Here is a 19,395-nt window from a genome sequence, read left to right as displayed (position 1 = left end):
CCTATTCCTCCACCGCCAGGTCTGTTCGGGCCGAATTTTTCAAAATGCCCAGCGAGAGCTGTTTAAAGTAATTGCGCATATCGTCAAACAGGGTGTAGGCCCAGGGAACGGCAATCAAAGAGACCAGGGTGGAAAAGACCAGTCCGCCAATAATCGTACGTCCCATTGGAGAGTAAGGAATTCCTATCATTTTGGTGTTGCCGATGGCCATGGGAATCAAGCCGCCGATGGTGGTAAAGGCCGTCATCAGGATGGGCCTGAAGCGATTTTTCCCGCCTTCTACCAGGGCCGATAAACGGTCCATTCCCTGTTTACGCAGCCGATTGACCAGGTCCACCAGCACAATGGCATTATTAACCACAATGCCGATCAGAATAATGAATCCAATCTGGCTCATCATATCCAAAGGCGTGTCGGTTAGGTACAAAATCCAGTAGGCGCCAACAAAGGAGAAGGGAATGGAAATGATGACCGACAGAGGCAAAACGAATGATTCGAACAAAATACCCATTAACAAAAAGACAAAAGTAACGGACAGGATGACCGCGAACATCATGTTCTGGTTGCTCTCCTGCAGGGTAAAGAACCGCTTGCCTTTTGACCAGCGGTAACCATAGGGCATTTTAAAACCTTCCATCACGCGGTCTATTTTAGCATAGATGGCGGCGATGTCTTTTGATGTTGTATTGGCTTTTACGCTCAGGTAGGTTTTCCCGTCTTCGCGATGGATTTCGCCAAAGCCCTTGCTCACTTCCAGCCTGGCCAGAACAGCCAGGGGAATTTCTTTGCCATTGGCGGAAAAGAAGGTGATGTTTTTAAGCTGTTCAAAATTTTTTCTGTCTTCCGGGCGCAGCTGCAACACCATATCGATCTCTTTTTCTTCGGTTTGATATTTGGGCAGCTGGATGCCGCGCAAAGCGTACATGATTGTACCGGTGATGACTCGGGGACTGATGCCATATTTGCGGGCCTGTTCACGGTTGACAAGAATGTGTACTTCATCCTGTCCCTTTTCCTGATCGGTTTCAACGCTGATGATTTCCGGAATGGAGCTCAGTCGTCGTTCCACCTCTTTGGCCAGTTGCACCAGTTTGCGCGTATCGTCGCCGTAGAGGCTGACGGTTACAGAACCGCTTTCCTCTCCGCCCTGCTGTTGCCAGGTTGTGCGATATTTGACGCCGGCAAATTCCGGCAGCCGTTTTTTGACGTCAGCCACCACGGCGTCGCGGCTCATTCGTTGTTCCCTTTTCAAACCTAAAAAGCCCAGCATGGATTTGAAAATGACTTCGTACCACTCTTCATTTTCTTCCGGTTGTAAAAAGACATGAATGCGCCCGAAGTTCTGCCGGTAGCGAACATCAATGGTGCGCACCTGGTACACATCACTCCTGGCGCGAATGGAATCTTCCACGGCTTTAACCACGCGCCTGGCATCTTCCAGGGTGTAATTGTCCGGCATGTCAACCATCAATCTAAAATCGTTGATGTTTCCCTGCATGTTGTCCGTACGTCCCACATGCGAGGCGGCAAAGTTCATGGAAAACAGAATCCCGAGCAAAATTAAAAAGGTTTCCAGGCGATGGGTCAGAACCCAGCGTAACGTGTTCTGGTAATATCCGTTGATGCGCTCCACCATGGGCGGTTCTGTTACCTGGCGCCTGCTCACGATCCGACTGGCAGCCAACGGAATAAATACCAGGGCCACAAACAGAGAAGCCAGCAAGGAAAAGATTACCGGCAGGCCGATCCTCAACATGTAAAAACTGAACCCGATCTGGTCATTCATCAAAATTAGAGGCAGAAAAACCACAACGGTAGTTAAGGTGGCCATGGTAACAGCCAGTGAAACTTCACTGGCTCCGCGGGCTGCAGCCTCTTTAACGTCCAGGCCCTGCGCTTTTTTATGGTAGATGTTTTCCAGCACCACAATGGAATTGTCCACAACCATCCCAATGGAGATCATGAGTCCCATCATGGTAATCAGATTCATGGACCAGCCAATAAAGTAGATCACGGTCAGACTGATCAGGATCGAAAGGGGGATGGCCACAATGACAATCATGGTCATGCGAAAACGGCGTAAAAAGAAGTAGAGCACCAGAAAGGCAAAAAAGCCGCCCCAGATGCCCGCCTTTTGTAGATTGTCAACCGACTCTTCGATGTACTTCCCCTGATCGAACAGGATTTCCATTTTAAAACCGCTAAAACGGGGATCAGTCATGATCTCGTGCAATTTGTGTTCGATCTGGCGGCACAAATGAACGGTATTGGCCATGGATTCTTTTTGCACGCCGATCTGGATGGCCGGCTGTCCATCAATGCGCTGAATCCATTGGCGTTCAGGCACATCGTAGCGCACATCGGCCACATCTTTCAGTAAGATGTTGGCTCCTTTGATGGGGATGTTGCGAATGTCTTCCAGGGTGCGGAATTTGCCGATGGAGCGCACGTAAATTTTTTGTCCCCCGGAACGAATATAGCCTGAGGACATGGAGAAATTGTCCTGTCGCAACGATTCAATCACATTGTACAGATTGATTTTGTAGCTTTTGATGGCATCCTGGTTAATATAGATGAGAATGGATTTTTCTTCGGCGCCCCAGATTTCCACATTGGCCACGCCATCGATACGTTCCAGGGGTTTTTTGATCAATTGCTCTGTAAAATAGTAAGGGTCTTCCAGCGGTTTTTCGGGAATCATGGCCACCCACATGATGGGCTCATCGTCATTGCCCCATTTTCGGATGAAGATGCGTTCAACATCTTCCGGGAGTTCGGCCTTGGCACGATCCAGTCGGTCGCGTAGCTGACTGTAGGCCAGGTCCATATCGGTTCCCTGGACAAAACGAACAAAGGCCCAGCAACCATTGGTAAAGCTGTTGGTTTCCACGCTTTTAACGCCTTTGATGGTTCTTACGTTTTCTTCCAGGGGCCGCGCAATAAATTGTTCCACCTCTTCGGGGTTGGCATTAGGGTAAGGCACCCAAACGCCTAAAAAAGGCGGTGTAAATCCAGCCGGCATCAACTCTACCGGTATTTGCGTGTAGGCAATAAAGCCCACCACCAGCAGGGCCAGCAGAGTCATGACCACAGTGACCGGTCTGGTCAAAGCCAGACGAGGTAATAGACCTATTTTCTCTTGTTTTTTGGGCATTACGATTCACTCCCGCTTTGTAATGCAGGCTCCACTGCCGGAGCGCTTTCGCGGTTTACCATGTCGTAAACCGTTGGAATGACCACCAGGGTCAGTAAGGTAGAGGTAATCAATCCCACAATCACGGTGATGGCCATGGGCGTACGAATTTCAGCGCCGTCGCCCAAACCCAGGGCCATGGGCAGCAAACCTAAAACGGTGGTGGAAGTGGTCATTAAAATAGGGCGTAAACGTACTTTTCCGGCTGTCATGATGGCTTCCACTTTGGGTAATCCCTGACGGCGCAGATGATTGATGTAATCGACCAGTACAATGGCATTGTTGACCACAATGCCGGCCAGCATGATCAGTCCTAAAAAGACCACAATGCTCAACGGAATATGGAAGACGTACAGGTAGAGCACCACGCCGATCACCGCCAGAGGAATGGTAAAAATGATGATAAAGGGATGAAGCAGCGATTCGAACTGTGAAGCCATGACTATGTACACCAGAAAAATAGCCAGACCCAGGGCCAGCATGAGACTGTTCAACGAGGTTTCCATTTCCTTGTTCTGACCAGCCAATTCGTAGCTGAAATCGAGCGGAATGTCCATTTGCTGCAATTCCTGGTAGATGCGTTGATTTAATTCATTTAAATTGTAACCGGGCAGAACATTGGCTGTAATGACCGCTGAGCGTTGTTGATCGATGCGTCTGATTTCCGAAGGCCCTTCTTTAATGCGCAGTCGAGCTACGGCTTCTAAGGGCACGGGCACCGTTCCCGCGGGATTGATGATCAGGCGCCGCAGGTCATTTATGCTTTCACGATCCGCTTCACGCAGACGCACCAGCACGTCAATGCGGCGGTCTTCTTCTTTAAATTTGGTGCTGACATCGCCCTGGATTTTGTTGCGCAAGATGGAGGCCACGGTGCGTACATTGAGATTGTAACGGGCTAATTTTTGCCGGTCAAAAAAGATTTGTACTTCCGGGTTGCCGCGTTGAATATTGGCCCGTACGTCCACCAGCCCAGGAATTCTGGACATGCGTTCTTCTAATTGGTGACTTAATTCCTGCAATTTACGCAGATTGAAACCCTTTAAATGGACTTCGACCGGTGTTTTGAAGGAAAAGAGAACGGGCCGCGCAATGTCCATTTCCAGCCCCGGGTAATCCTGAAAAATCTGGCGCACCTGACGAATGACCCGTTCTTCCTGACGCGCCATATTTTTGGAAGGCTTTAAAGTAACCGTAATGCGTCCGGTGTTTTCGCCTTCGTCTGTTTTGGTCGAGGCGCTTTTGTCCGTGCCACTCAACGAAGAAACCATTTTAACCAGCGGAATCTGTCCGATCCGTTGCTGAATGATCTCCAGACGCTGATCGGTCTCTTCAACCGGAGTGCCCACCGGCAGACGAATTTCCACAAAAAATTCTCCCTGATGCACTTCCGGAATGAGTTCGCTTCCTAATCGCGGAGCAATGACCAACAAAGTGAACAGAAATACGACAAATACCGAGCCCACCACCAGGTAGCGATTTTTTAGGGATTTTTCCAGCAAAATGGGATAGCCCCGTTCAATTTTACCGTACACGAAATTAAAAACCGCAATTAGTAGCGCAAATAGCGGAGCGAGCATCAGTTTGAACAATTGGGCGAACAAGAAACCAAAAATGGTAAGTTGCAGAACGAAACTGTGGAATAAACGGAAAAAGATTTCCATCAGTAAAAAGAAGAAAAATTTTGCAAAATAGAAAAAGGCTTTGAGTGGCAGTAGCAGGCCATGAATCACCATCGCCAGCTTGCCTTTTGCACGCCATTGGTTCCAGATGCCAGCCATGTCGTCGTACAGGGCATTGACGGCCTGGTAGGCAAAAAAGTTGTTCCAGATGCGGTTTACAAAATGGAAGAAGCGGGCTTCCTTTTTTGCAGCCCAGGAATTCAACCAGCGGCTGTAACGAAAATCGCTTTTGACAAAACGCAGCGGCCAGAGAACAGGTTGCAGCAGAACCAGAACGAAAAGCAGAAAACCTTTGGCCAGGGTTACAATCATTCCGGCAAAGATCTGTACCATTCGCCAGATGGCCATTAAAAAGGCGCGAAAATGACCGATCAGCGAAGCGCTCAGCTTTTTAAAGCCACCTTGTCCCCTAGTCGGTTCCTGTTTTTCTCTGAAATCAAGGATGAAATCTTCCGGCAATTTGCCCAAAGAGGTACCCTGAACAAAGGCGCCGATTTGCCTGGAGGAGAGCATGGGAATCAGGAACAGGGCCACCAGCAGCGAAGCCAGCAACGAAAAGACGACAGTCAAAGCTAAGTCGCCAAAAACCTGTCCGGCCACGCCCTGCACAAAGACAATGGGAAAAAACACGGCAATGGTCGTCAATGTGGAAGCGGTGACCGCTCCGCCAACCTCCTTAACGCCGCGAATGGTGGCCTGAATCATATTGTCTCCTTCTTCCCGGCAGCGGGCAATGCTTTCCAGAACCACAATGGAATTGTCCACTAGCATTCCGATGCCCAGAGCCAGACCGCCCAGAGACATGATGTTCAGTGAAACATTAAAAATTTTCATGGGGGCAAAGGTGGCCACAATGGAAAGTGGAATGGAGAGGCCGATGATCACTGTAGGTCCCAATTGGCGGAGGAAAATAAACAGAATCAGAATGGCCAGAATACCGCCTTGAATGGCTGTGTTCTTAACTTCATTGATGGAATTTTCAATAAAGATCGATTGATCGGACAGGGTTTTGATGGAAACGCCTTTGGGCAGACCGTAGGTAATAAAATTGGTCATCTGTTTGGCGCGCAGTCCCAGGCGTCGGGCATCCGTGTTCTTTTTAAGGTTGCCCTGCTGTTTCATGCGTTGCACAAAGGCCTGTTGAGCGGGAGTGCCGTACAATTTTTGTTTGACGCGTCGGGCCACGGCGACAATATTGGCGTCTGCTTCTTTGTAGATTTCGATTTCGACACTTTCCTTACCGCCGATCCGCGTAATGATCTGGCGCTCTTTGCTGGTTCGCGTTACCTTTCCGATGTCCTTTACTTTAATATCCACGCCATTAAACCGACCGACCACAATGTTTTCTATTTCCTTAATGGAACGGAACTCGTTGAGGGTGCGCACCAGGTATTCGGTCTGGCCTTCTTTTAGTTTACCGCCGGCCATATTGATGTTTTCTTCAGCCAGCCGTTCGCGGACGGTCTGAATATCCAGTCCAATCAGGGCCAGTTTTTGTTCATCCAGTTCCACCCGAATCTCTTCTTCCAGCCCGCCTTTGACTTTAACCGCAGCCACCCCGTCAATGGTTTCCAGAGCGCGTTTAATTTCCTCTTCTGCCAGATAGCGTAAATAGGTCAGGCTGGCATCGCCGTACAAACCGATGCGCATGATGGGATCCAAGGAAGGATCGTAACGCAAAATAATGGGCCGCTTAACATCCAGAGGCAGAATGACCTGATCCAGTTTTTCCCGTACATCGGCGGTAGCTTTGTTCATGTCCGTGTTCCAGGTAAATTCCAGAATCACGTCCGATTGTTCGGCTTTGGAAATGGAACTAATGGACACCAGATTGTCCACCACTCCCAGCGCCTGTTCAATGGGGCGTGAAATGGCTGTTTCCACCTCTTCCGGAGCCGTGCCCGGATATTCGGTGCGCACGGTTAAACTGGGGTAGGTCATTTCCGGCATGAGGTTCAGAGGCAATTGCTGGTAAGAGATTAAACCAAAAACAAAGACGCCGATGACCACCATTAAAATGGCGACCGGTCGTTCTGTGGTAATGCGAAAAATAGTATTTTTGAAATGCTCTTGCGATTCTTTCATGGGTTCACTTCCTACGTGTCGGGTCAGTCTTTTAAAGCCAGCGTGTTTTGACGGATATTGACCACGCGAACCGGCGTTTGATCTTTCATGCCGGCCTGTCCCACAACAATGATCATTTCTCCCTCTTCAATATCTTTCAGGACTTCCACCTTTTCGTTGTCTTCGTAGCCGGGAACAATTTTAATGCGCTGGGCCACTGAATCGCGTACTACGTAGGCGTACATGTTTTCATTTTCGTAAACCACGGCTGTTTTGGGGATCAGAACCACATTTTTGTGCGTATCCAGCACAATATGCACATTGACGAACATGCCAGGTCGCAGCCGTGCACCGCGATTGCGCACACCAATGGTGACCTTAAAAGTTCCGCTGGCCGGATCAACCACCGGACTGATGCGTTTTACCCAGCCTTCGAATTGTTCGCCGGCAAAATGATCGGAGGTAACGTAGGCCCTTTGCCCGATTTTAACCTCGCGCATGTTTTTTTCAGGCACGTAAACCACGGCAATCACCTGTGAATTGTCCACCACAGAAAACAGTTTGTCCGTTGGCTGAATGCGTTCGCCAATTTTGGCCAGACGTTGCCCAACCCGGCCGCTGATCGGCGAGCGAACCTTGGTGTAATCCAGTTGCAGTTTGGCCTCGTTCCAGGCAATTTCCGCGGATTTTAATGAGAATTCTGCCTTTTCAAATTCTTCCTGGCTTAACAGATTTTTTTCAAACATGGCTTTTAAGCGCTCGTAATTGCTTTTTTGTTGTTCGTATTGAACGCGTGCCTTGGCTTCCGATAGCTCATATTCGCGGGCTTCCAGTTCCAGCATGACCTCGCCCTTTTCCACGTACTGCCCTTCTTCTTTGTAGATTTTTTCCACAATACCCTGAATACGGCTGTAAACATCGGCCATGACTTCGGTTTCCAGGTTGGAGCTTAACAACAAATATTTGGCAATATCTCCGCGGGTTACGGGCATGACTTCCACCGGCACCCGTTCAATGCCTTTGTCTGTAGCTTTCATGGCTGGCCTCGGGCGATTGCTGGAGTCCTTCTGCCCTTTTGCCGCAGCCTGAGAGCGGCTATCGGGCCGCCCGCAAGCAACCATAGTGAGTAGTAAAAGTGCAAATATTAACGTTATTCCTGTTGCACGTTTCATAATTTCCCCTGATTTTTAATTGGATTTGCTATTTCATTAAAGAATTTCTTTTGCTTACGTAAACTGCTCATCGCTTGTTTCAATTTTCAAAAAATAAATAAGAAAAACAATAAAAAAGTGAAGTAGTTAACAGAAAAGAGCGAATTTTCTAAATTTTCACAGAAGCTTCTTGCGCAAAGCAGGAAATGTCATTGTTTTTTGAAAGACGCTGAGCATGGCGGAGGTCGTGGTGCTTGCCAGTGTCCACCTGGACAGGAATAACAGAAAGGCTGGGGAACTTCGTTTTTCTCACGTGGGCTCTTTTTAATGGAGAAAAAATTTTAATTTAAAGTTATAAGATTATATATTTAACAAAGCAGAGGATGAATCGGGTTGCCATTCCTGTTCAAGCCTGAACCAGACATTTTGCGGAGTGCAGGGGCGCAGGCCCGACGAACCTTGAAAAGCCATAATAAAAAAACACAAAGCGCCCGGAGAACCGTCCCCGGAGAGCAGGTAAGGAAAAATGTGTCCGGGCGCGTGGCAAGGTCTCTTTAATAAAGCAGGATTGTTCAGGCGGCGAGCAGGAAATGACCGCCGGCAATGTAATTCTGTTTAAATGACGATGATGATCTACAATGAAGGAGTGTAATGAAAAGGAGACGGAAAACCCCGACCGGTTCTTTTACCCGGTTTAAATCGAAAAGTACGGTTCAAAAAAGATCCAGAGGCTTTTCTCTATCTGTGGGCAAAAAGACAGGAATTTTACTCGGTGTGCTGTTGGTTGTTGTTCTTGGGCTGGCTTTTTACTTCCACCATTTGAGTAAAGCACTGCCCCCTTTGGAAAAATTGGAACGGATTAATCCGGAAATTGCGACGGTGGTCTATTCGGCGGACGGGGAAATTTTGCATTCATTTTTTACCTTTAACCGAACCTACACGCCTTACGAAATGATCCCCAAACATGTGATCGACGCTTTGATTTCCACAGAGGATCGTGATTTTTTCAATCATTGGGGCATCAATCTGGCGGGCATTTTAAGGGCGCTTTTGGTGGATTTAATGCATATGGAGTTAAGGCAGGGGGCCAGTACGATTACCATGCAATTGGCCCGTAACCTATATTTTGGCTATGCCCAGACCTTTGACCGCAAAATTAAAGAAGCGTTGACCGCCATTCAGATCGAACGCACCTATTCCAAAGAAGAAATATTAAGCATGTACCTGAATATTACCTTTTTTGGCAATCACGCCTATGGCATTCGGGCAGCCGCCAAGCGTTATTTCAATAAAGATGTGCAGGATCTAACCGTCGAGGAGGCCGCCCTTTTAATCGGTATTTTGAAGGGCCAAACCTATTATTCTCCAATTCGCCACCCGGAGCGCGCATTGAAAAGACGCAACGTGGTGCTGAGCATGATGATGGAAAATGGTAAATTGACGCGCGCCGAGTTTGACAGTTTGAAAAACCTGCCTCTGAAATTAAATCTGACCGATCCCTACAAGATGAAAGTAGCGCCCTATTTTACAGAACATGTGCGGCGAAAACTCAATCAATTGCAGGACTCGCTGGGCGTTAACATTTACGAAGATGGACTAAGAATTTACACCACACTGGACACGCGCGTGCAGAAATACATGGAAATGGCCATTGCTAAACATATTGATGCCATTCAGGAGCGCGTACGCAGACAATCGGTTTTTCATAAAATAAAAGAAGAATTGGGCGATTCGGCCTACGAGCAAATCAGCCAGGTGCAATTGGCTTTTACAGCCATCAATCCACACAACGGCCACATCCTGGCCATGGTTGGCGGCCGTGATTTTGAACGATCTAAGTGGAACCGAGTGACACAGATGATGCGCCAGCCCGGTTCGGCGTTCAAACCCTTTTTGTACACGGCAGCGATTGATAATGGCTATTCTCCGGCCACGAAATATCCGGATCTGCCAACGGTTGAATTTAATCCCGATAGCACGCGCTGGACGCCGCAAAATTACAGCGGAACGTTTAGCGGGAAAATGGTCACGCTACGAGAGGCGCTGCGTCGATCGCTGAACTCTGTGGCCGTCCGCCTGATTGCAGATATTACCCCTCAGCTGGTTATTAAATACGCCAGGGAGATGGGCATTACCACCCCTTTGCATCCCTATTCCTCGCTGGCTTTAGGCAGCGCAGATGTTATTCCGCTGGAAATTATTTCGGCTTATGGCATTTTTGCCAACAATGGCGTGCATGTGTACCCCATTGCCATTACAAAAATCGAAGACCGTAATGGCAATGTTATTTACACACAAACGCCAAAAATGAAAGAAGCGCTCTCTCCGGAAACGACCTACATCATGAATGATATGTTGCAAACGGTTGTCAATCGCGGGACGGGCGTACGGGCCAGAACGGTGTTTAAATTTTATGAAAAGGCCGGAGGAAAAACGGGAACGACCAATTCTTACACAGACGCATGGTTTATTGGTTTTACACCGGATCTGGTGGCCGGCGTTTGGGTGGGGCTGGATGATTTTAAATACAGCCTTGGACGCGGAATGGCAGGCTCTGTGGCGGCCTTGCCTTTCTGGGCCGATTTTATGAAAATGGTTTACGATTCGCTGCCAGATATTAAAAAGCACGCCGATTTTCCGCAGGCCTCCGGTGTGGCAAAATTAAAAATTTGCGCCGAAACCAATCTTCTGGCTACGCCCTATTGCCCGGAAACCTATGAAGAGTTGTTTAATTTGAAATATGCACCAACCAAAAAGTGCGATAAACATCGAGAACCGCTGCCTTACCGCAAAAAACGCAGGAAAATCTTTTAATGGGGGAAAGTTGAGGGCCCGTGCCGATTCCCAATTCATCGGGAGAGGGGGGTAGGGGGTGAGGGCTAAAATAAAAGATCCCTTGCACTGACTCCCAGCCTAAATGCCATTCGTAGCGTAACTCAAGCTTCAGCTCGAGACTTTTGTAAGGGCGTGGCCTTGCTACCCAATTCTCGCTTAATCATCAGCAAGTTCTAAAGCCTTTTGGGGTGGTCAAACTGGCTGACTCTCAGGCAAGCCGTTTGTGAAAACGCAAACTGGCCAGCACAAACATCAAAACGCCAAACAGTGTCATGGCTGACGCCTGACTCCACAGATACTGGATGGGTGTGCCTTTCAGATAAATTTCACGCACAATAACCATAAAATAACGCACAGGATTCAGGTAGGTGATGGCCTGAATGGCGGGCGGCATGTTTTCTATGGGAATGAAAAAGCCAGAAAGTAACAAAGAAAAGACCATGAAAAACCAGGCTAAAAACATGGCCTGCTGTTGCGTCTGTGCAATGGTTGAAATAAAGATACCCAGGGACAGACCGCTTAAGGCAAACAACGCAGCCAGCAGTTCAAGGCTGAGCAGGCTGCCCTGCATCCACAAACCAAAGATGAGACGGGCGGCAACCATACCCACATTAAAGAGTAACAGTACAATGATGGCCAGCGGAATGATCTTCCCGGCCAGCAGTTCCCAGTTGCGGATGGGCGTGACCATCAACTGTTCCAGTGTGCCGATCTCCTTCTCGCGTACAATGGACATGCCCGTTAAAAACGAGCTGATGATCATAATCAACATGGCTAAAATACCCGGCACAATGTTGTAAACGCTTTCCAGATTGGGATTGTAGAGCATGCGCGGTTCGAGCGTGGTCAGATGGACATCGGCCAGGCGACGGCTGAAAAAGCTGGTTTGGGGGAGCCATTCCCTTTGCAGTCGTTGCGCCACCAAATTGACGTAGGCAGCAATCACTCCGGCTGAATTCCCATCCACGCCATCGATCAGGGTCATTACCTGCGGGAAACGTCCGGCCTTCAGGTCGCGTTCAAAATGGAGAGGAATAATCACGGCCAGCTGCGCCTTGCCTCGCGTAATCCAGTCGCGTGCTGTGGCCGTGTTGGGCAAACGACCTAAATAGTGAAACGTTTTTGAAGTTTGCAGCACATCTTCAATGCGTCGGCTGAAAGACGACGCATCTTCATTAACCAGAACAGTGGACACATTTTTAATATCTGTAGTTACTGCAAAACCAATGACCACCAATTGCAACACAGGCACTACAAATATGATTCCGATGAAGATTTTTTCACGCACAATTTGCCGAAATTCTTTTTGAATGAGGTACAATAAACGCTGCATGCTTACTCCAAACTTGTCTTAAACTTTTTAATGCTCAATACAAACATAACCGTAGCCAGGCCAATTAAATAAAGGATTTGCATCTGCAACTCCGCCAATCCGTTGCCCTTTAACAAAATGCCACGGATGATCTTTAAAAAGTGCGTAGCCGGAATGATCTGACTGACGTATTGAAAAATAAGCGGCATGCTGGGAATGGGAAAGATGAACCCGCTGAGCAGAATCGTGGGCAAAATAGTCATCAACAGGGCGATGAGCATGGCCGTGCGCTGGGAATTGGTAATGGTCGAAACAAACAGTCCAAAACTCAGGCCGGTTAAAAGATAGATGACCAGAGAGCCTAACAACAGGATCGCCGAACCATTAACCGGCACTTTAAACCAGAAATGGCCAATTAAAAGGATGATCACACTGTCGGCGAAACCCAACACAATGTAGGGAATAACCTTGCCCAGAATGATTTGCGTGGCATGCACAGGGCTGACCAGGATCTGTTCAAAAGTACCGCGCTCCTTTTCGCGCACGATGGCAATACTGGTCAATAGGGCGCTGATCAGCAGAACGATGATCGCGATCAATCCGGGTACAAAGAAATATTGTGATTTTAGGTCGGGATTAAACATGAAGCGCGGAATAATTTCAAAAGGAAATTTAAAATCGGGATTATTTTCGGCGTTAAAGATGCCCGTAATTTTGGAAAGGTAGTTCTGAATAAAATTGGCTGCATTGGGATCACTGGCGTCGATTAAAAGCTGCACGGGCGTAAACAGGCTTTGGGTCAGAGAAAGACTAAAATCGGCCGGAATGACCAGAATGCAGCGCACCTGGCGTTTTTGCAATAGCGATTCAAAATCGCGTTCTGCTACGTCGTAGGCGCGAATGTCAAAGAAGTTGCTGCTCTGTAAATGGTTGATGAACAGGCGGCTCTGGGGCGAGCGGGCCTGATCGACTACGGCGATCTTGATCTGACGCATTTCCAGAGTAATGGCGTAGCCAAACATGATCAACATCAAAACCGGCATTATGAAGATGATGATCAATGTTTGATAATCACGCACAATGTGTAAAAACTCTTTTTTAACAATGCTGCGGAATGTTCGGTTCATGGGGCGGCCTCTCCAATGGATTTCATAAACACTTCCTGCATGGTCGTTGCCTGGTATTTTTCTTTGAGCTTCTGAGGCGTGTCCAGCTCGATGATCTTGCCTTCCTGCATGATGGAAAGGCGCTGGCAATATTCGGCTTCGTCCATAAAGTGTGTGGTGACAAAGATGGTCTTTCCGCTGGCGGCCAGCTCATAGATTAACAGCCAGAATTGGCGGCGTGATTCGGGATCGACGCCGCTGGTTGGCTCATCTAAAAAGATGATGGGGGGATCATGGAGCAAAGCCGTGCTGAGCGCCATGCGTTGTTTGATGCCCAGGGGCAGGTTGGAGGTCAGGGTGTCTACGCGCTCCGTCAGATGCAAATAGTGCAACAGTTCGTCACTCTTTTGTTTGATCTCCTGGCGACTAAGGCCATAAATGCCGCCGTAAAACTGAATGTTTTCGCGAACCGTCAGGTCTTCGTAAAGACTGAAACGCTGGCTCATGTAGCCGATGTTTTTTTTGATCAGATCCGGTTGCGTAAATACATCAAAGCCGGCGACCGTGGCCTGACCGGAGGTAGGCATTAGCAGGCCGCAAAGCATGCGGATGGTGGTGGTTTTGCCCGCGCCATTGGCCCCTAAAAATCCGAAAATTTCTCCCTGTTTTACGCGAAATGAAACGCGATCCACGGCTGTGAAATCGCCAAATTTACGCGTCAGTTCTTGCGCTTCAACAGCCCAGTTTGCCATCATGCCTGATCCTTTTGTTGTTGAATAAGATTGAGAAACACATCTTCAATATTGGGTTTAATGGGCGTTAGGGATTCAAACGCTAAATGGTGTTCGATCAACAAGCGGCAGATTTTTTCCGGGCCCATGTTCTGGCGATCGATCAGATGAACGCCTTCGCCAAAAAGATTGAAATCGTTGCCGGAAAAGAGTTTTCTTAAAGCTTTGTACAGGCCATGGACATCCTGGCTTTTGATCAGGTACAAAGGTTGTTTAATGCTTTGCATTAACGCTTTGGGTGGGCCGCTGGCCAAAAGCTGTCCATCAAAGATCAGACCCACGCGATCGCAGAGTAAGGCTTCGTCCATGTAAGCTGTGCTGACCAAAATGGATTTACCGTCGCGTGCCAGTGCTTGCAGAATGTCCCACAGCTCAGCGCGTGAGACGGGATCGACGCCATAGGTTGGCTCGTCCATGATCATCACGGAGGGCTCGTGCATCAACATGCAGGAGAGGGCTAATTTTTGTTTCATGCCGCCGGAAAGAGCCTCGGCCCGACGATTTTTAAACGGCCCTAATCGCGAAAAACGGTAGAGTTTTTCGATGCGTTGAGCCTGAATCGAGGGAGCAACCCCGAACAAATCGCCAAAAAAGTGTAAATTTTCTTCAACGGTCAAATCGGGGTACAGGCTGAAGCGTTGTGGCATGTAACCGATGTTACGCCGTACCAAAGCGATGTGCTGGGCTGCATTTTTACCATAAAACCAGATGGAGCCGGAATCGGCCGCGAGTAATGTTACCACAATGCGCATTAAGGTCGTTTTTCCGGCGCCGTCCGGGCCAATCAAGCCGTAAATTTTTCCGGCTTCTAACTGAAGGCTGACGCCGCGCAGGGCCTGCACCGGGCCAAACGCTTTTTTAATGTTTTCAATGATAAGGGGTCTGTCGTTCATTCCGTTTCCTGTTATTTTTCTCATGAATTGCGCAGATGAGCGCAGAATTCATTTTAAATGGTTTAACGATTACGCTTTTTTGCCCTTACAAAAGTCTCAAGCTAAAGCTTGAGTTACGCTGTATTGTGAATTGTCTGCAAGTGTAAAGGATTTCTTAAATTAGCCTTCACCCCCTGGCCCCGAAAAGCGGGCGAGGGTGAATACTCCGCCAGTGTAAGGGATTCTTCTTCCCGCTAAAGCGGGATCAGAATGACACTTCGGCACGGCCCCTAGCCTCCCAAACACAACGTGCCGTTTCTTAAAAAATTCGTAATTCCTGATTCCAGCATGTTCCATCAATCCTCAAGATAAACCTCAACCGGCATACCGATCTTTAGCTTGTGTTCCGGATTTGGCACTTCAATTTTTACGGCGTAAACCAGCGAGGTGCGCGTTTCTTTGGTCAGGATGGTTTTGGGTGTAAATTCCGCTTCGCTGGCAATCCAGGTAATGTGACCTTTAAAGGGTTCATCTGAACCGTCGGTTTTGATGGTGGCCTTTTTCCCGATTTTAATTTTGTCCAGTTTTGTAAGCGGAACATAGATAGTGGCCTTTAAAAGGCTTAAATCCGCCAGTTCCAGTAAAGGACTGCCAGGCGCCACGTTTTCGTAGCGGTTAACAAAGCGATTGAGCACCAGAGCATTTAGGGGAGCCGTGATGCGGGCATCCCGGATGTTCAGGCGCAGAATATCCAGAGCCGCTTGTAATTGCTGACCTTTGCTGGTAATCAGTTTTTTGTTGGTGTTAATCTCTTCTAACTGGGCCCGCAAAACATCAACCTGAGTTTGCAGCTGATCGACCTGTTGTTGTGTAGCAGCGCCCTGGGCCAGCATGGCCTGCGTTTTTTTAAGTGTCTGTAGATTAAAATCGAGCTGACTTTGCACCTGACGCTGTTTGCTTTCCAGAACCTGTAAGTTGGTGTTGAGCTCGTCTAATTGCGATTGTTTTTGTTTAAGCTGCAGACGCAGGCGCTCATCGTTTACTTTTACCAGCAGCTGGCCCCGTTTTACAAAATCGCCTTCTACAACGGTCAATGTATCTATGGTTCCTGCTGTTTTGGCCACCAGGCGGATGACGTCTGCGTCCATTCGACCATTGTAAGCAAAAGGTTGCTCCGTTCTGGAGCAGGAAAAGAAGGTAACAATCAGAAAAATCAGGCTTAAATAGGATGTTAGGGTTTTCATAAAATGCTCCACTGATTTAATGGTTTGCCACTTAAGTAATCTATTTCGTTTAGTTTGAGAGCCATAAGCAGGTAATGCCGTTTGACGTTCAGTTCAGCTTTAGTCAGCTCCAGGTTGGCTTCATTGAAATCGGTAACCGATGCCATGCCCTGGTCGTAGCGTGATTCAATAACCTTTAACTTCTGGCGGGCCACTTCTAAAGCGGTTTCCACAACGCTTTGCTGTTCTTTCAAAGTTTGCCATTCGCGAAGCGCTCTGTCCAGGCGCGTTTGCAGCTGGTCTTTGACAGCTTGTTTTTGCCAGTCTATTTGCCGCAGGCGGGCGCGGGCCGCCTGTTCGTTCAAACGGTCGGCATTCCAGTTGAACAGATTCCAGCTCAAGCTCACGCCCCAGATGCCGTAATCCATCCATTCCCCTTTGATCATGTCCAGACCGGGTTTGCCGTAATTGTAATTGGCAAAGGCGGCCAGGGTGGGTAAGTAGCGCGCCTGGTTGATTTTAACCGTGGTTGATTGCATCTGTTGTTGTTGGTTTAACAAGCGATAAGGCGCCGTTAACTGAATGACCGGCAGGACCTGCAAGGGCATTTTAGTGGGTTTGCTGAAAGGCTGGATTGTAACATTTTGCCCGGTCAGTTCTTTTAGCTGTTGACGGGCAATTTCCAGCTGGCCCTGAGCACTGATCAGTTGTTTTCGGTAATCTAAGCGCGCCAGTTTTAAAGAGAGAGAATCGAGCCCCAGAGCCATGCCCTGCTGCACCAGGGCTTTGACGCGCTTCATCTGCCAGTTTACGCGTAGCAAAGAAGCTTTTAAAACTTCGATTTCCAGTTGTTTGGCCTGTACATTGCGGTAAGCGCCAATGACGCGAAAGGCAATTTCTTTCTCTTTTTCTTCTAAATTAATCTGTTGCAGTTCTGCCTTTTGACGCATCAAACGTACCTGATGTTTCTGAGCGAAACCACTAAATAGTACATATTTAATTGTCAGTGAGGATTCGTAGGTGTCGTAGCGGCCCAGGCGGATATTGGCCGGCATTCCGGGCAGCGCGGGCAAAGCCGGGAAATCGATTTGCGGCACGTGGGTTACGTGACGATACGAGGCATTTAAATCCAGTGACGGAAGTGTTTGACGAAAAGTGGATTTTGCTTCCAGACTGGCCTGTTCAAAGGCCTGGTCCTGCGCTTTCAGTTCTTTATTCTGCTTGAGCGCGATTTGAATAACCTTGCCCAGACTTTGTGCTTGAACCTGGTTCAGGCTTGCAGTAAACAAGAACAGGATTGAAATTAATAGAGATTTTAAAGGGTTCATGAATCATTCTCCCGTTTTTTAATGCCGTAATAAAGGTGCCGGAAAATCATTTGTTTGCGTTGCTCAATGAAGGCACTGGAATTAAAGTCGATTTCGGGGAAAAGCGGTTCGATGATTGGTCTGGCCAGGAAAAAATAGACGCAGGAGCCGATAAGAGTCAGTAAAAATTGAACCGGCTCTTCAATGGGAATGATCTCGCCCCGCTCCTCTGCCAGCTTCATTTCCTTGATCATCACCTGAGGCGTGCGCAATTGATTTTCGGCAATGACCTTTTCCAGAATGTTCCGAGCCCGGTTTCCGCCTTCGCTCAGTTCGCGGGCGATGAAAAGGGGCAAATGCGCGTTAGTCTGTAATTGTTCATGAAAGCGATCCAGAAAAATGCGCAATGTTTCGGCAAAAGTTTGTCCGGGTGTAAAAGAGGCGCTGATGGAGTTGATGAACTTCAGGAAGAGCTTTTCCAGAATAGCGGAATAGAGACGGTCCTTGCTTCGGAAGTAGTAGTGCAGCATGGCTTTGTTAACGCCGGCGCGATCGGCGATTTCCTGCATGCGTGTACCGTGCCAGCCTTTTTCGACAAAGACCTGCATAGCGATTTGCAGGATTTGTTGTTCTTTTTGACCAAGCGATTCAATCATTTAATTAAACCAATTAATTTAACCAATTGGTTAAATATAAGGGTCGGGAAAAGGTAGTGCAAATTTTTTTCCTTCTGAGAAAAAATTTACTATATTGTGAGTGAATTGTTTAATCCTACTAAAGGCAGCGTTTTAGAAATTAATTAAAGTTTTTTTATTGTTAAACAAAAGGGCGTTTTGATGCGCATTAAAATTTCGCTGGCTTTTGATGATTTTCTCTTTTTAGATTATCAATATCCGTTGCAGCTCAGGGCTTTAATTTATCATTTGCTTCCGGATGAATATGCCAGCTATTTACACGACACCGGTTTTATTTATGAAAAGCGTTCGTTTAAACTATTTACCTTTTCGCGTTTGTTTGGGCGGCGTGTACATCCTGAAACTAACAACGGTAAGCCGCTGGTTTTTAGGAATGCTGTTCATTTTTACCTGGCTTCGCCTGTTACAAAGATTCTGGAATATGTGGCCAACGAATCGATCAGACGAGAGACGTTACGAATTGGCGCCAACCGGGTGTTTTTTAAAGCCATCGAAGTGGAAAAAGAACCGATATTCGGAGATCGCGTGAAGATACGGATGCTTTCGCCCATGGCCATACGCTCTACCTTAATGACGGCCGAAGGCAAGAGGAAGAGCTATTATTACGGTCCGCAGGAGAGAGAATTTTCGGAATTAATGTGTCGCAATTTAGAGAAGAAGTATCAGCTTGTGTTTAAAACCGGGCTCAAGGGCGAATTAAGCATAATTCCTTTGGGTCGTGGTAAGGAAAGAATTTTACGTGGCGACCGCGGTTTTATCATCAAGGCCTGGGACGGCATGTACGAATTACGCGGTACGACGGAATTGATCCAGCTTTCTTACTCCACCGGCCTGGGCGAGAAGAACAGCCTGGGGCTGGGGATGTGGGAGGCTGTGAGGTAAGGAAAAAAATAAAATTTGGAGTGCATAATGTACAATGTCATTGCCAATATTGGCCAGATTGTAGCAGCTTCCTCAAATAGTGATATTTTAAGCTTTTTAATACCAGACACTGACAAATTCAAGCATATTGTAGGACTTAATTTTGATCTTGAAAAGAATAGGCTTGATTTTCCATTATTAAAATCTACTGAAGAACATTTAAACAAAAATATTTTAAAGGAATATCTTTACATTGGAAATGAAAAAGCAAACCGGGAACAATTTTCGCCAACCACTGAAAAT

Annotated in this window: 13 protein-coding genes; 3 read left to right on the top strand and 10 right to left on the bottom strand. The window is 47.7% G+C overall.

Annotation, left to right across the window (positions count from 1 at the left end; translation table 11 throughout):
- Position 1: 1 nt before the first annotated feature.
- Genes ACWB0I_RS13110 through ACWB0I_RS13100 form a run of 3 tightly spaced genes read right to left on the bottom strand, consistent with a single transcriptional unit; the run spans position 2 to position 8,111 of the window.
- Entirely contained in the window at positions 2-3,154 is a 3,153-nt protein-coding gene (locus ACWB0I_RS13110) for an efflux RND transporter permease subunit (RefSeq protein WP_479388521.1), read from the bottom strand.
- Entirely contained in the window at positions 3,154-6,960 is a 3,807-nt protein-coding gene (locus ACWB0I_RS13105) for an efflux RND transporter permease subunit (RefSeq protein WP_479388520.1), read from the bottom strand. The genes ACWB0I_RS13110 and ACWB0I_RS13105 overlap by 1 nt, the downstream gene beginning before the upstream one ends.
- A gap of 23 nt (positions 6,961-6,983) precedes the next feature.
- Positions 6,984-8,111 carry an efflux RND transporter periplasmic adaptor subunit gene (locus ACWB0I_RS13100; protein ID WP_479388519.1) on the bottom strand — a complete coding sequence of 376 codons (1,128 nt, stop codon included), beginning with the start codon at positions 8,109-8,111 and terminating at the stop codon, positions 6,984-6,986.
- A gap of 630 nt (positions 8,112-8,741) precedes the next feature.
- Between ACWB0I_RS13100 and ACWB0I_RS13095 the strand changes: the two genes are divergently transcribed.
- Positions 8,742-10,904, top strand: coding sequence for a penicillin-binding protein 1A (locus ACWB0I_RS13095; RefSeq protein WP_479388518.1), 2,163 nt, complete (start codon positions 8,742-8,744; stop codon positions 10,902-10,904).
- 229 nt (positions 10,905-11,133) lie between these two features.
- Here the strand turns inward: ACWB0I_RS13095 and ACWB0I_RS13090 are convergent, their stop codons facing one another.
- The 7 genes from ACWB0I_RS13090 to ACWB0I_RS13060 form a co-directional block, all read right to left on the bottom strand.
- Positions 11,134-12,258 (bottom strand): ABC transporter permease, encoded by a 1,125-nt coding sequence (locus tag ACWB0I_RS13090; protein WP_479388517.1) that lies wholly within the window; start codon positions 12,256-12,258, stop codon positions 11,134-11,136.
- Between the two features lie 2 nt (positions 12,259-12,260).
- On the bottom strand, positions 12,261-13,364 hold the full coding sequence (locus tag ACWB0I_RS13085) for an ABC transporter permease (protein WP_479388516.1): 1,104 nt from the start codon (positions 13,362-13,364) through the stop codon (positions 12,261-12,263).
- The gene (locus tag ACWB0I_RS13080; RefSeq protein WP_479388532.1) at positions 13,361-14,095 is read right to left on the bottom strand and encodes an ABC transporter ATP-binding protein; all 735 of its coding nucleotides are present in this window, start codon (positions 14,093-14,095) and stop codon (positions 13,361-13,363) included. The genes ACWB0I_RS13085 and ACWB0I_RS13080 overlap by 4 nt, the downstream gene beginning before the upstream one ends.
- Positions 14,095-15,027, bottom strand: coding sequence for an ABC transporter ATP-binding protein (locus tag ACWB0I_RS13075; RefSeq protein WP_479388515.1), 933 nt, complete (start codon positions 15,025-15,027; stop codon positions 14,095-14,097). Before ACWB0I_RS13075 ends, ACWB0I_RS13080 begins: the two co-directional genes overlap by 1 nt.
- Positions 15,028-15,362: 335 nt before the next feature.
- Positions 15,363-16,250: an HlyD family secretion protein gene (locus ACWB0I_RS13070; protein ID WP_479388514.1), complete on the bottom strand. Its 888-nt coding sequence runs from the start codon at positions 16,248-16,250 to the stop codon at positions 15,363-15,365.
- Positions 16,247-17,557 (bottom strand): TolC family protein, encoded by a 1,311-nt coding sequence (locus ACWB0I_RS13065; protein WP_479388513.1) that lies wholly within the window; start codon positions 17,555-17,557, stop codon positions 16,247-16,249. Before ACWB0I_RS13065 ends, ACWB0I_RS13070 begins: the two co-directional genes overlap by 4 nt.
- Complete coding sequence (locus ACWB0I_RS13060; RefSeq protein ID WP_479388512.1) at positions 17,554-18,192, bottom strand: TetR/AcrR family transcriptional regulator; 639 nt, start codon at positions 18,190-18,192, stop codon at positions 17,554-17,556. Before ACWB0I_RS13060 ends, ACWB0I_RS13065 begins: the two co-directional genes overlap by 4 nt.
- A gap of 180 nt (positions 18,193-18,372) precedes the next feature.
- Here ACWB0I_RS13060 and cas6 point away from each other — a divergent pair, with 180 nt between their 5' ends.
- Together cas6 and ACWB0I_RS13050 are read left to right on the top strand one after the other, a co-directional pair.
- Positions 18,373-19,113: a CRISPR-associated endoribonuclease Cas6 gene (gene cas6 / locus ACWB0I_RS13055; RefSeq protein ID WP_479388511.1), complete on the top strand. Its 741-nt coding sequence runs from the start codon at positions 18,373-18,375 to the stop codon at positions 19,111-19,113.
- Positions 19,114-19,140: 27 nt separating this feature from the next.
- Positions 19,141-19,395, top strand: a 255-nt coding sequence (locus ACWB0I_RS13050; RefSeq protein WP_479388510.1) for a TM1802 family CRISPR-associated protein, incomplete at its 3' end; no start/stop codon positions are given.

Source organism: Caldithrix sp. (assembly GCF_056497305.1).
This window is presented reverse-complemented; position numbering and strand designations above follow the sequence as displayed.